Origin of the sequence: Enterobacter vonholyi, from assembly GCF_040834095.1 — a bacterium.
In the GTDB taxonomy this organism is placed as follows: Bacteria; Pseudomonadota; Gammaproteobacteria; order Enterobacterales; family Enterobacteriaceae; genus Enterobacter; species Enterobacter vonholyi.
The window spans coordinates 3,033,711-3,047,081 of sequence record NZ_CP162152.1 but is presented as its reverse complement, the minus strand read 5'-3'; the positions used below and the strand labels follow the sequence as shown (position 1 = coordinate 3,047,081).

The window sequence follows — 13,371 nt, the reverse complement described above, 5'->3', positions numbered from 1 at the left end:
TCCCCGCGCTATGCTTAACCCCAACTCATTTAATGGATTTATGATTGATGTCGGTATTAAAGAAAAACAGCGCCAGACAGCGTGACCAGGAGCGCGCGCGACTCATCTGGCTCCTCACGACCGATAAAGCGGTCACTTCTACGCTATTAGGCAAACTCACCCTGGCTGAGCAATATGATGTCGGCACTCTGGCCGACGATATTGCTGAGGTAGGTGCGCTGGTTGCTCACTTACCCCCGCCGGATCTGGCGGACACCCTTGAAGCGCTTCCCTCGGAAGAACGTCACGCCCTCTGGCGTCTGGTACAGGATCACGAGCGCGGACAGGTGCTGCTTGAGGCCTCCGAAAACGTCTGGGACGACCTGATTGACGAGATGAGCGACCGGGATATTCTTGACGCTCTGCAAACGCTGGATATCGACGAGCAGATTTACCTCGTTCAGCACCTGCCGCGAAACCTGACCGGTCGCCTGCTGGCGTCACTGCCTGCGGAGGAGCGGGCGCGCGTGCGTCAGGTGATGCACTACGAGAAAAACAGCGTCGGCGCGATCATGGAGTTCGGCGTTATCACGGTGCGACCGGACGTGACGCTCGGTACCGTGCAGCGCTATCTGCGTCGCCTGGGCAAAATGCCGGACAACACCGATAAACTGTTTGTCACCTCCCGGGACAAAACCCTGCTCGGCGAGCTGGAGCTGAAAACCATCCTGCTCAACAGCACCCAGCGGAAGGTGAGCGAGGTGATGGAAAACGAGCCGATGGTCTTCTCCCCGGAAGACGATGCGGAGAAAGCGGCGCGAACCTTCGAACGTGACGACCTCGTGAGTGCTGCCGTCGTGGATTCCGTCGGCAAACTGATGGGGCGTCTGACCATCGACGAGATCGTTGACGTGGTCTACGAAGAAACCGATAACGATCTGCGTGCGCTCGGAGGGATCAGCGCGGAAGATGACGTCCATGCCTCCGTCGGCAAGGCGGTGAAAACGCGCTGGGCGTGGCTGGCCATTAACCTGTGTACCGCGTTTATCGCCTCCCGCGTGATTGACGGCTTTGAACACACTATTTCGCAGCTGGTGGCGCTGGCCTCGCTGATGCCGATTGTGGCCGGGATTGGCGGCAACACCGGAAACCAGACCATCACCATGATCGTCCGCGCGCTGGCGCTGGAAAATATTCAGCCCGGCAACTTCGCCTTTCTGATTTTCAGAGAGATGGGCGTGGCGCTGATCAACGGCCTGGTGTGGGGCGGCATTATGGGCGGCATCACCTGGTGGCTGTATGACGATATGGCGTTAGGCGGAGTGATGATGCTGGCGATGGTGCTGAATTTGCTGGTGGCATCGATGATGGGCGTCATTATCCCGTTGACCATGACCAAACTGGGGCGCGACCCCGCGGTGGGGTCGAGCGTGATGATCACCGCCATCACCGATACCGGCGGTTTCTTTATTTTCCTTGGACTGGCGACGATTTTTCTTCTTTAAGCCGACGCTTAATGCGGGCGGGGAGGAGTGCCATGACGATAATCCCGCCCAGTACGCCAATTGCCAGATTGCTGGTTGATACCGTGGCGGCAACGGTGACCAGCATGACGACCGTTTCCGCTATCGGGGCCGTTTTCAGCGCGGCGGGCTGAAGGCTGTGCCAGCTGAAGGTTTTGACGGCGACGATCGCCATAATGCCCGCCAGCACCGCCATCGGGATGTTGGCCATCACCTCGCTGAGCGCCGTCACCAGGATCAGCAGCACGATGCCCGCAGCGAAGGTTGAAATGCGGCTTCGGCCTTTCCCCATCTCCACGTTAACGATGGTTTGTCCTATCATCGCGCAGCCTGCAATACCACCGTAAAATCCGGCCAGAATATTGCCGACGCCTAATCCAATGCTTTCGCGGCGTTTACTTGACGGTGTCGCGGTCAGTTCATCCACCAGCTTTGCCGTGAGCAGGGACTCCAGCAGGCCGACAAAGGCGATGCTCAACGCGCACGGCCAGATAATGCTCAGCGTCTGTAAATTGAGGGGGACCAGAAGTTCACTAAGTCCCGGCAAACTGCCGCTCATTGAGCCTTCATCGCCCACGGTCGGCAGGCTTTGCCCGGTTGAAACGGTAAACAAGGTTAACAGCAAAATCGCAATCAGCGGGGAAGGGATGCTTTTGATATATCGCGGCACCCAGAGCACGATCAGCAGCGTCAGCACGAACAGGCCCACAATCAGCGGGCTTCGGCTCCAGAAATGCGGCACCTGAGCTAAGAAGATCAAAATGCCCAGGGCGTTAACAAACCCGGTCATGACCGACTGGGGAATAAAGCGCATCAGCCTTGCCATGCCCAGCACGCCAAACAGAATCTGAATCACGCCAGCCATGAGCACGGCGGGAAGAATGTACTGCACGCCGTGCTGATGCACCATCGGGCCAATGACCAGCGCCACGGAACCGGCCGCTGCCGTGACCATAGCCGGACGACCACCGAGTACGGACAGGGCGAGACACAGCACTACGGAAGCGATCAGGCTGACCTTCGGGTCAACGCCCGCGACCACCGAAAACGAGATGACTTCGGGGATCAGAGCCAGGGCGGTAATCACGCCTGCCAGCGTTTCGCGCGTCAGCTTCTTAGGGGAACGCAGCACGTTGGCTACGCGCTCTTCGGGGGATACAGCAGAATGGGGTAAGGACATAACAGTTCGCTGGTTAGGGCAGGCTTCCGTGCGCGCGATCACAAAACGCAACATACTAGCCAGTAAAACCGCGCTTTACCAGACGCATCGCTAATTCCTCACAAACAATCCATCATTAAATTTCACAATTACAATAATTTCGTAACCTTTAAACAATATTTAAAAGTTGTTACCGTGCCCCCGCAGCTTTTTTCACCTGCAATTTCCACGCATCAAGCACTTTTACACTAAGGCATAAATTATGAAAAAAATGACTGCCATGCTCTTTTCTCTGGCCGTGGGGCTTAACACCGTCTCCATGGCGGCGAAAGCTGACGCACCAAAAGAGCAGGAAACGGACGTCCTTTTAATCGGTGGCGGGATCATGAGCGCCACGCTGGGAACCTATCTGCAAGAACTGCAGCCGGACTGGTCTATGACCATGGTCGAGCGCCTTGATGGCGTGGCGCAGGAGAGTTCGAACGGCTGGAATAACGCCGGTACCGGCCATTCGGCACTCATGGAACTGAACTATACGCCGCAGAAAAAGGACGGTTCCATTAGTATCGAGAAGGCAGTAGAAATCAACGAAGCGTTCCAGGTTTCTCGCCAGTTCTGGTCTCATCAGGTCAACAGCGGCGTGCTGCACGACCCGCACTCCTTCATCAACACCGTGCCGCACATGAGCTTTGTGTGGGGCGAGCAGAACGTCAACTTCCTGCGCGCGCGCTACGCCGCTCTGCAGCAGAGCACGCTGTTCCGCGGGATGAAATACTCTGAAGACCACGCGCAGATTAAAGAGTGGGCTCCGCTGGTCATGGAAGGTCGTGACCCGAACCAGAAAGTGGCGGCGACCCGTACCGAAATTGGTACTGACGTTAACTACGGCGAAATTACCCGTCAGCTGGTGACGTCTCTGAAGAAAAAAGAGAACTTCAATCTGCAGCTCAGCACCGAAGTGCGCGGTTTCAAGCGCAACGCGGATAATAGCTGGAGCGTGACCGTTGCCGATCTGAAAAACAATGAAGCTGAACACGTCATCAAGGCGAAGTTTGTCTTCATCGGTGCGGGCGGTGCGGCGCTGAAGCTGCTGCAGGAGTCCGGTATTCCGGAAGCTGACGACTACGCGGGCTTCCCGGTCGGCGGTCAGTTCCTGGTGTCCGATAACCCGGAAGTGGTGAATCGTCATCTGGCAAAAGTGTACGGTCAGGCTTCCGTGGGCGCGCCGCCAATGTCCGTTCCACACATCGATACCCGTATGCTTGACGGCAAACGCGTGGTGCTGTTTGGACCGTTCGCGACCTTCTCCACTAAATTCCTGAAAAACGGCTCCCTGTGGGATCTGCTGAGCGCAACCACCACCTCTAACGTCAAGCCGATGATGGACGTGGGTCTGGATAACTTCGATCTGGTGAAATACCTGATTAGCCAGGTGATGCTCTCTGACGACGATCGTTTCGAAGCGCTGAAAGAGTACTATCCTCAGGCTAAGAAAGAAGACTGGCGTCTGTGGCAGGCGGGTCAGCGCGTGCAGATTATCAAGCGCGATCCGAAAGAGGGCGGCGTGCTGCGTCTGGGTACCGAAGTGGTGAGCGATAAGGATGGCACAATCGCCGCGCTGCTGGGCGCGTCACCGGGTGCGTCTACCGCTGCGCCAATCATGCTGCACCTGATGGAAAAAGTGTTTAAAGATAAAGTCGCCAGTCCGGAATGGCAGGCGAAGCTGAAAACCATTATTCCATCCTACGGCACGAAGCTGAACGGTAACGTGGACGCGACGGAGCAGGAGCTGGAATACACCAGCCGCGTACTGCAGCTGCAGTACATCAAACCGCAGGCTGCGGATGCTGCGCCGAAAGCGGAGCTGAAGCCTCAGCCGGAAAACAAACCGGTTGCGGATATCGCGCTGTAAGGTAAAAAAGCCGGGTGGCGCTGACGCCCACCCGGCCTATGTTCGGTGTTGTTTTGTAGGTCGGGTAAGGCGAAGCCGCCACCCGACTTAATTTCAACGTACGACAGCCTGCTCAATCTTCTCTTCAGCCTTCCACACGCGATACTTCACTTCCACGTTTTCAGGCGTATAAACCACGATCGGCAACTTGCTGTTGTAGCGCAGCAGGCTATTGTCGCCCAGATACGCTGTCACAAATTTCTTCTCTTTCTTGCCGTCCGGGCAGGCCATCATGGTGGAGACCGGAGAGGTCACTTTATCAAAGACGTAGTAGTCATAACCCCAGCCTTCCAGCGTTTTGCTTTCCAGCTGACCGCCCAGACGATGCTGGTTGCAATCCACTTCCAGCGTCTTGCCAATCAACAGCTCCACTTTGAAATTCGCTTCATCCTGCTGTGCCGGTAGCTGGATCACCTGACGCTTCATCCCTTTATCCGCTTTCGGGTACGGGGCGACTTTTTCCAGCGGCTGCTCTTTAGGTGTTTCGCTGGCGAAAGCACTGGTGCTGACACATGCGGCGGCGATGAGTGCGATGGCAAATTTAGGTGCGTTTTTCATTGTCATTCCTTTATGTCAAAACGATCCTGCACAGGTTAACATATCAATTATGAATGGTTGGTGTTATTTACTTACATTTTCAATATTAATAGCGCAATAAACCACATATTTGCCATTTAAGTAGGGATTTGTACTGGCGTGGAGTCCGGCAGGCGTTTGTGTTATTTTAGACCCTCTATAATGTTATTCATCTGTAAAAGGGAAGAGAGATGGTTCGTGCAAAACTGAAAACGCCTGAAGGCCGCAAGTTCCTCCTGGCGCTGCTGGTTGTGTTTATGATTGCTGCCGCGTGCGTGGGGCGGGCCACCATTGTTGGCGTCATCGAACAGTACAACATTCCTCTCTCTGCCTGGACAACCAGCATGTATGTCCTGCAATCGGCGATGATCTTTGTCTACAGCCTGGTGTTCACCGTTCTGCTGGCCATCCCGCTGGGCATTTTCTTCCTGGGCGGACGTGATAAACACTAGACGCCGATTTGCGATATCGAAGCCATCCTGCGGGGTGGCTTTTTTTATGTCTAATAATTTTTATTCGCATTTCCAGGATATTCTGTTTCGGACAAGACAGTGCAACATGAAGCAGGAGATGCGCAATGTTATCCCGGTTTGCAACGCTCAGCCGGATCCCGAAAGGAGTTTGGGTGGTGGGCGGCGTCAGTATGTTAATGGATATCTCCTCGGAGATTATCCACAGCCTGCTGCCGCTGTTTATGGTGACGACGCTGGGCGCCAGCGTTATTTTCATTGGTTTGATTGAAGGTCTGGCTGAAGCTACGGCGCTGTTTATCAAGGTGTTTTCCGGCGCCATCAGTGACTATCTGGGCAAGCGTAAAGGACTGGCGGTTCTGGGCTACGGTCTTGGCGCATTGAGTAAACCGTTGTTCGCTATCGCCTCTTCTTCCGGCATGATCCTTGGGGCGCGCTTAATCGACCGGGTCGGGAAGGGGATACGGGGAGCGCCGCGCGATGCGCTGGTTGCTGATGTTACGCCGCCGGAACTTCGCGGCGCGGCCTTTGGGCTGCGTCAGTCGATGGACACCGTCGGCGCATTTCTCGGGCCGCTGCTGGCCGTAGGATTAATGCTGCTGTGGAACGATGACTTCCGCACGATTTTCTGGATCGCGGTGATCCCCGGCGTGCTCGCCGTGGCGCTGCTTTTCTTCGGCCTGCATGAGCCGAAAACGCCCGTCGAACATAAACGCACGAACCCCATCAAAAAAGAGAACCTCAGGCGTCTCGGGAAAGGCTGCTGGTGGGTCATTGGCCTGGGAGCCATCTTCACGCTCGCACGTTTCAGTGAAGCATTTCTTGTGCTGCGCGCACAGCAGTCGGGGGTGCCGCTGGCGCTGATCCCGCTGGTGATGGTGGCCATGAATCTGCTCTATTTCCTCTCTGCCTATCCGTTTGGCAAGTTGTCGGACGGGATGAGCCACACCCGATTACTGCAGTGGGGCCTGGTGATGCTGATTGGGGCAGATATTGTGCTGGCGCTGAGCATCCACTGGGCTGGAATGCTTCTGGGCGTCGCGTTTTGGGGAGTACATATGGGTATGACCCAGGGATTACTGGCGGCAATGATCGCTAAAACCGCACCGCCCGATCTGCGCGGCACTGCTTTCGGTATTTTTAGTCTGGTCAGCGGCGTGGGATTATTAATCGCCAGCGTGGGAGCCGGCGCGATATGGGAAACGTTTGGCGCGGAATATACGTTTTATGCCGGAGCGGTGATTTGTCTGGCTACGCTGGTGTATCTGCGCAAAACCCCGGACGAGGCGAAATAAAAAAACCAGCCATCAGGCTGGTTTTCAGTATGTTTTTGGTCGGCACGAGAGGATTTGAACCTCCGACCCCCGACACCCCATGACGGTGCGCTACCAGGCTGCGCTACGTGCCGACGCATAAAAAGAATACTACTCGATTCCGTTTTGAATGCAAGGGAATCTGTCGCTAACTGGTTTATTATTAATCAGTTAGCGATGAAGCGCTTCTCATCCGTCAGGACCTGCAGCAGCAGGCTCAGCTGCGGTTTCTGGTCTTTCAACCGTTCACCCTGCAGATTATACGTCTGATAATTCCCGTTACTGTTCAGCACCAGCGTCAGCTTCGGTGTGGTCACCACCAGCGTGTCATTCCCGGCAGCCGTGACCCAGTTATGGCGGCGCGCAGCGCTGAAGAGATCCTGTCCCTGCGAATACTCGTTCGCTGGCGTGCTGACATGCAGCAGGCGTTGCATCAGGGTAGTCATCACATCTTTATGCTCGGTAAGCATATTGATGTGCTGTGCCGGGGTGCCAGGCCAGTGGATCACCAGCGGAACCTGCAGGTTCGGGCGTGACCAGCTCATGCTCTTCGTCTCGTCACCTAACGGGACGCCATGGCCTGCGGTCACGATCACCACGGTGTTATCCAGCTTGCCGGACTCACGTAGCGCGTCAAGCACGCGGCCAATCTGCGCATCAACATCACCCGCCGCGCGGCCGTAGCGGCGCGCGAAATCACTCTTATTGCTGTTAGCAAGCGTTGTGCCGTTAAAGGCAACCCATGAGAACCAGCGGTTATCTTCCTGCGCGTAGCGCTGAAGCCAGTTTATCCATTGGCCGGCGGTCTGCGCATCGGACTGATTTTGTGCCGCTGGCAGTGAGAAATCGGACAGCAGCGCCTGGCGGTAGAGCGGGCTGTTAAAGCCATCGGATGAGAACAACCCTAACTGATAGCCCTGCTGATTCAGCCCGGTGATCAGCGCCGCAGGCGTGCGGGTAGAGAGTACGCCGTCCATGTATCCGGCTGAAATGCCATAGAAGAGGCCAAAGATGCCCGCGTCGGTTGTGTTACCGGAGCTCATATGCTGAGTAAACGAGACGTTTTGACTCGCGAAATCGGCCAGCACAGGCATCTGCTTCTCGTAACGGGAATAGTTCAGGCCATCAACGGTGATCAGCAGGACGTTTTGCCCGCGCCCCATATCGCGATAGCGTAGATCGCTCAGAGGATACTGCACGCTGACGGCTTCCGGATTACCCTGCTCGATAAGACGGCGCTGGTACTCCTGAGCGTCAAGCAGGCCGTGTTTCTCGAGGAAACGACGGGCCGTCATCGGGTACGAGAGCGGCAGGTTCGCACGCTGCATGGTAATAGGGCGATAGAAGTTCGCATCCGCCCAGATATACATGATGTGCGAACTGATAAAGGAGACGAAAAAGAGCGCGGCGACGGGCTTCGCGTAATGGCGTCGCCGGGTCAGGCTGCGGAGCTTTTGCCAGCTCCACGTCGCAAACAGCATCTCAATCAACAGGATCACCGGGACGCTGATAAACATCAGCTGCCAGTCACGGGCCGTTTCGTTCTGGTCGGGGTTAATCACCAGTTCCCAGACGATGGGGTTAAGATGCAGGTGGAAGCGGGTGAACACTTCACTGTCGATAAGCAGCAGCGTCATCCCCACCGTCGCGAGGATGGCGGATAAGAACCGCATCAGACGCTGCGACATGACGATAAACGTCAGGGGGAACAGGATCAGCAGATAGGTGGCGAAAACCAAAAAGCTAAAGTGACCGACAACGCTTATCCAGGAGTAGACACGCCCGGTTAGCGTTGTTGGCCAGTCTGCGACAAACAGATAACGACAGCCAATGACCGTCGCCAACAGAATGTTGAACAGGGCAAACCAGTGCCCCCAGCTGACCATCTGGGAGACTTTTTCACGGTAGCGCTGACGATTCGTCACCATAAACTGTTGTTCGTATCCCTTAATGGGCCGGGTCGTTGCTGACGGACGACTGTAAAGCCTGGGCGAAAGATTTTGCGATCGCCTGACGCTGAGCCGGAGCAACGCTGGTGTTAATCAGGTTGGTGACCATATTTCCCAAAACCATCAGGGAGAGATCGGTCGGCGTTTTATGTTTTTCCAGTACGTTGACCAGCTCACTGAGCAGTTGTTCAACGTGTTCATCACTGTAGCGGGAATGTTGTGGCATAAATCAAAATCAGTTTGTTGATGAAAGGGCAACATATTACCGTAGCAACAGCTTTTTTTCCCCTTTTTTATCTGTTGTTGCACACATGTCCTGGTGGTGGTTGAATACCGCCCGGTCTAAAAGGAGAGTTTATCATGAGTCTGGAAATCAACCAGATTGCCTTGCACCAGCTTATCAAGCGTGATGAGCAAACCCTTGAAGTGGTGCTGCGCGATTCGTTACTGGAACCCACGGCGACCGTGGTGGAGATGATGGCAGAGCTGCATCGCGTCTACAGCGCCAAAAATAAAGCCTATGGTCTTTTCAGCGAAGACAGCGAACTGGCCGATAGCCTGCGCCTGCAGCGCCAGGGTGAAGAGGATTTCCTGGCGTTTAGCCGTGCGGCAACCGGGCGTCTGCGCGACGAGCTGGCTAAATATCCGTTCGCCGACGGCGGGATTGTCTTGTTCTGCCACTACCGCTATCTGGCGGTCGAGTATCTGCTGGTTACCGTGCTGAATAACTTAAGCAGCATGCGCGTGAACGAGCAGCTGGATATCAGCTCGACGCATTATCTGGACATTAACCATGCGGATATCGTGGCGCGTATTGATTTGACCGAGTGGGAAACCAACCCGGAGTCGACCCGCTACCTGACTTTCCTGAAGGGACGCGTGGGCCGCAAAGTGGCGGATTTCTTTATGGACTTCCTCGGTGCCAGTGAAGGGCTTAACGCCAAAGCGCAGAACAAAGGGCTGCTCCAGGCGGTTGACGATTTCACAGCAGAAGCGCAGCTCGATAAATCTGAGCGCCAGACGGTGCGTCAGCAGGTTTACAGCTACTGCAACGAACAGCTGCAGGCAGGGGAAGAGATTGAGCTGGAGTCGCTGTCAAAAGAGCTGGCGGGCGTCAGCGAAGTCAGCTTCCAGGAATTTACCGCAGAAAAGGGCTATGAGCTTGAAGAGAGCTTCCCGGCGGATCGCAGCACGCTGCGTCAGTTAACCAAGTTTGCCGGCAGCGGCGGTGGGTTAACCATTAACTTTGATGCGATGCTGCTGGGTGAACGTATCTTCTGGGATCCGGCCACCGATACGCTGACCATTAAGGGCACGCCGCCGAATCTGCGCGATCAGCTTCAGCGCCGCACCTCGGGCGGTAAATAGCAGGCACAAAAAACCCCGCAGAAGCGGGGTTTTTTTCGACAGGTTTGCGATTACGCGCGAACGAAGTCGATGTGAGTCAGTTTTGGCTTGAACGCGTGACGCTGAACAGCCTGAACTTTCACTTTTTCTTCTTTACCGCCAACAACGATGGTCAGAACTTCGCTGTAGAATTCAGCTTTGGTCTGCAGGTTCCACAGTTTGTCGTGATCCAGTTCGATTGCAACTGGAGCAGCTTCGCCACCGTAAACGATAGCCGGGAACTTGTTAGCGGTACGCAGGCGGCGGCTCGCACCCTTACCCTGCACGTTACGTACTTCTGCTTCGATAGTAAACATTGATTTCTCTCTGTATTTAAAACCCTACTACAGGCGACCCAGCAGCAGGTGAGTGTTCTGCCTCACGGATGTGAAGCGGGCGGCATTTTATACTCAAATGCCCCCCACATCAATGAAAAGTCCCGCTAACCGCGCAATTCATTGGCACGACGGAAGCGACCTTCGTAGTCAAAGAGTTTCTCGCGCACCTGCCAGAACTGGCCTTTCTTGCGGGCGACCACAAAATCCGGATGGCGTAATAACACCTGCTGGTGCACGATATCCGCCACGGTGATCCAGCGCAGTGGCACCCCCGGGGTGCGGGTGTGCGGGCGAATAAACAGCTGTTCGAAGGCCGTTCGCTGGGCAGGCGTCTGGAGCCGGAAGCGCTCGCTGACGTCCGCCCCGTCTTCATCGTAATAGGTGATTTTCAACCATTCACCTTTTTCATCGGCGCCGGGCTGCAACGCCATGCCGGAACAGCGCAGTACCAGCGCATCTTTCAGCTTTAATGCTGCTTTGAGCATGTCGTCCGGGTCAACCAGCACCGTGTCGCATTCCCGACAGCGGCGAGCGGCAATGTCGTTTTCGGCGTTGCACTGCGGGCAGTTTTTAAACCGGAAGCGGAAATCGCACTGCTCGCGATGCCCTTCATCATCTTCAAACCAGCCCTGACAGCGGCGGCCAAAATGCTCGATCAGCGTGCCGTCGGCGGTGGTTTTGCCCCAGAATGTGTTGGCAAACCCGCAGGCAGGGCAAAAGACCTGCACGGGCACGTTGTCGCTTTTCCCTTTTGGCGCGCCGACCTCAGGCGTATAGAGATCGTGCGGGTTACCGGCATAATCCAGAATCAGGCAGTCGGTTTTCCCCGGCGCCAGACGCAGGCCGCGGCCAACAATTTGCTGATACAGACTGACCGATTCGGTCGGACGCAAAATAGCGATCAGGTCGACGTGCGGGGCGTCAAAGCCGGTGGTCAATACCGATACGTTAACCAGATAGCGGAACTGCTGGGCTTTAAAGGCCTCAATCAGGCGGTCGCGCTCGGGGCCGGGCGTCTCGCCGGTGATGAGCGCCGCGTCGCCGGGGGGCAGTAACCCGGTGATTTCTCGCGCGTGCTCAACGGTGGCGGCAAAGATCATCACCCCTTTGCGCGTCGCGGCGAACTCCTCTATCTGGCTGATGATATGCGGCGTAATGCGCTTTTGCTTTTTCAGCTCCTGGTTAAGATCCGCTTCGCTGAATAACCCGTTGCTCTGCGCCTGCAGGCGGCTGAAATCGTACTGCACCACCGGCATATCCAGCCGCTCAGGTGGCGTCAGGTAGCCATGTTTAATCATGTAGCGCAGCGGAAGCTCGTAGATGCAGTCGCTAAACAGGGCCTTGTCATCGCCGCGCACCATGCCGTGATAATGGTAGCGATAGATCCAGCCTTTCCCCAGACGAAACGGGGTCGCCGTCAGGCCCAACAGGCGCAGGTGAGGATTCACCTCTTTCAGGTGGGACAGGATTTGCTGATACTGGCTGTCGTCGTCATCGCTGATGCGGTGACATTCGTCGACAATCAGCAGCGAAAATTCGCTGCGAAACAGGTCCAGATTGCGGGCCACCGACTGCACGCTGCCAAACACCACTTTGCCGTGGCTCTCTTTACGCTTCAGCCCGGCAGCGAAAATATCGGCTTCCAGCCCAAGTGCACAATATTTGGCATGGTTTTGCGCGACGAGCTCTTTAACGTGCGCCAGCACCAGCACGCGGCCGCGGGCCAGACGCGCCAGTTCGGCAATGACCAGGCTTTTGCCTGCACCGGTCGGGAGCACAATCGCCGCCGGCTCGCGATGTTTACGGAACCAGGCGAGGGTGGCGTCAACGGCTTCCTGCTGATAGGGACGAAGTGTAAAAGTCATGGGGTCTCGGTTTCGTTATTCCGCACATAGTATGCCACGAAACTTTTTCCCTTGAGTGGCGCAACCAGACCATTATACTGAACCGTTCCAGACTGCTTCTTTTTTCGGACCTGTTGTCCGACTTCCTGCACCATTAAGGCTAAAAAGATTTCATGCGACTTGATAAGTTTATCGCTCAGCAACTCGGCGTAAGCCGCGCTATTGCCGGGCGCGAAATTCGCGCCAGCCGCGTTACCGTGGATGGCGACATTGTGAGAGACAGCGCGTTCAAACTGCAACCTGACCATCAGGTGGAGTATGACGGCAATCCGCTGGCCCAGCAGCACGGTCCGCGCTACTTCATGCTCAATAAGCCGGAAGGCTACGTCTGCTCAACGGACGATCCGGATCACCCGACGGTGCTCTATTTCCTCGACGAGCCGGTGGCGCACAAGCTGCACGCCGCAGGCCGACTTGATATCGACACCACCGGGCTGGTGCTGATGACCGACGACGGTCAGTGGTCGCACCGCATCACCTCTCCACGCCACCACTGCGAGAAAACCTATCTCGTGACGCTGGAGTCACCGGTGTCGGATGACACGGCAGAGCACTTCGCGAAAGGTGTTCAGCTGCATAATGAAAAAGATCTGACCAAACCGGCGGTGCTCGAAGTCATCACCCCGACGGAGGTCCGCCTGACCATCAGCGAAGGGCGCTACCATCAGGTGAAACGTATGTTTGCCGCGGTGGGGAACCACGTTGTTGGCCTGCATCGCGAACGGATTGGTGCGATTGAACTCGATCCCGACCTGGCGCCTGGCGAATATCGCCCGTTAACGGAAGAAGAGATCGCCAGCGTCGGTCTGCCTTCGCACTAATT

12 protein-coding genes and 1 tRNA gene are annotated in these 13,371 nt (G+C 55.9%); 6 read left to right on the top strand and 7 right to left on the bottom strand.

The features are described from left to right. Positions 1-47 precede the first annotated feature (47 nt). On the top strand, positions 48-1,484 hold the full coding sequence (gene mgtE, locus AB3N39_RS14320) for a magnesium transporter (protein WP_069303099.1): 1,437 nt from the start codon (positions 48-50) through the stop codon (positions 1,482-1,484). Here mgtE and AB3N39_RS14315 read toward each other — a convergent pair. Next, on the bottom strand, positions 1,447-2,736 hold the full coding sequence (locus AB3N39_RS14315) for a SulP family inorganic anion transporter (protein ID WP_133294835.1): 1,290 nt from the start codon (positions 2,734-2,736) through the stop codon (positions 1,447-1,449). The genes mgtE and AB3N39_RS14315 overlap by 38 nt on opposite strands. Before the next feature lie 187 nt (positions 2,737-2,923). Here AB3N39_RS14315 and mqo point away from each other — a divergent pair, with 187 nt between their 5' ends. Beyond that, positions 2,924-4,573, top strand: a complete 1,650-nt coding sequence (gene mqo / locus AB3N39_RS14310) for a malate dehydrogenase (quinone) (RefSeq protein WP_047652540.1) — start codon at positions 2,924-2,926, stop codon at positions 4,571-4,573. A 93-nt stretch (positions 4,574-4,666) separates the two neighbouring features. Here mqo and eco read toward each other — a convergent pair whose 3' ends face one another. After that, a complete protein-coding gene (eco, locus tag AB3N39_RS14305; RefSeq protein ID WP_045351839.1) occupies positions 4,667-5,170 on the bottom strand; it encodes a serine protease inhibitor ecotin in 504 nt (167 codons plus the stop codon). A 209-nt stretch (positions 5,171-5,379) separates the two neighbouring features. Between eco and AB3N39_RS14300 the strand changes: the two genes are divergently transcribed. Continuing rightward, positions 5,380-5,640 (top strand): DUF2534 family protein, encoded by a 261-nt coding sequence (locus tag AB3N39_RS14300; RefSeq protein WP_010433451.1) that lies wholly within the window; start codon positions 5,380-5,382, stop codon positions 5,638-5,640. A gap of 125 nt (positions 5,641-5,765) precedes the next feature. Next, positions 5,766-6,953 (top strand): MFS transporter, encoded by a 1,188-nt coding sequence (locus AB3N39_RS14295; protein WP_367896827.1) that lies wholly within the window; start codon positions 5,766-5,768, stop codon positions 6,951-6,953. 36 nt (positions 6,954-6,989) lie between these two features. Here AB3N39_RS14295 and AB3N39_RS14290 read toward each other — a convergent pair. The 3 genes from AB3N39_RS14290 to AB3N39_RS14280 all read right to left on the bottom strand — a co-directional run bounded on the left by AB3N39_RS14290 (position 6,990) and on the right by AB3N39_RS14280 (position 9,146). Further along, positions 6,990-7,066, bottom strand: a tRNA-Pro gene (locus AB3N39_RS14290). Positions 7,067-7,138: 72 nt separating this feature from the next. Then, entirely contained in the window at positions 7,139-8,899 is a 1,761-nt protein-coding gene (gene yejM, locus AB3N39_RS14285) for an LPS biosynthesis-modulating metalloenzyme YejM (RefSeq protein ID WP_367896826.1), read from the bottom strand. Positions 8,900-8,918: 19 nt separating this feature from the next. Beyond that, on the bottom strand, positions 8,919-9,146 hold the full coding sequence (locus tag AB3N39_RS14280; RefSeq protein WP_008500958.1) for a YejL family protein: 228 nt from the start codon (positions 9,144-9,146) through the stop codon (positions 8,919-8,921). Positions 9,147-9,280: 134 nt separating this feature from the next. Here AB3N39_RS14280 and yejK point away from each other — a divergent pair, with 134 nt between their 5' ends. Further along, the gene (gene yejK, locus AB3N39_RS14275) at positions 9,281-10,288 is read left to right on the top strand and encodes a nucleoid-associated protein YejK (RefSeq protein WP_109845346.1); all 1,008 of its coding nucleotides are present in this window, start codon (positions 9,281-9,283) and stop codon (positions 10,286-10,288) included. A 50-nt stretch (positions 10,289-10,338) separates the two neighbouring features. Here the strand turns inward: yejK and rplY are convergent, their stop codons facing one another. Beyond that, the gene (gene rplY / locus AB3N39_RS14270; protein WP_008500956.1) at positions 10,339-10,623 is read right to left on the bottom strand and encodes a 50S ribosomal protein L25; all 285 of its coding nucleotides are present in this window, start codon (positions 10,621-10,623) and stop codon (positions 10,339-10,341) included. Positions 10,624-10,748: 125 nt separating this feature from the next. Next, positions 10,749-12,509, bottom strand: coding sequence for a DEAD/DEAH box helicase (locus tag AB3N39_RS14265; RefSeq protein ID WP_136195444.1), 1,761 nt, complete (start codon positions 12,507-12,509; stop codon positions 10,749-10,751). A 152-nt stretch (positions 12,510-12,661) separates the two neighbouring features. On the opposite strand from AB3N39_RS14265, the gene rsuA reads away from it, so the two are divergent. Beyond that, entirely contained in the window at positions 12,662-13,369 is a 708-nt protein-coding gene (gene rsuA, locus AB3N39_RS14260; RefSeq protein WP_133294833.1) for a 16S rRNA pseudouridine(516) synthase RsuA, read from the top strand. Positions 13,370-13,371 lie beyond the last annotated feature (2 nt).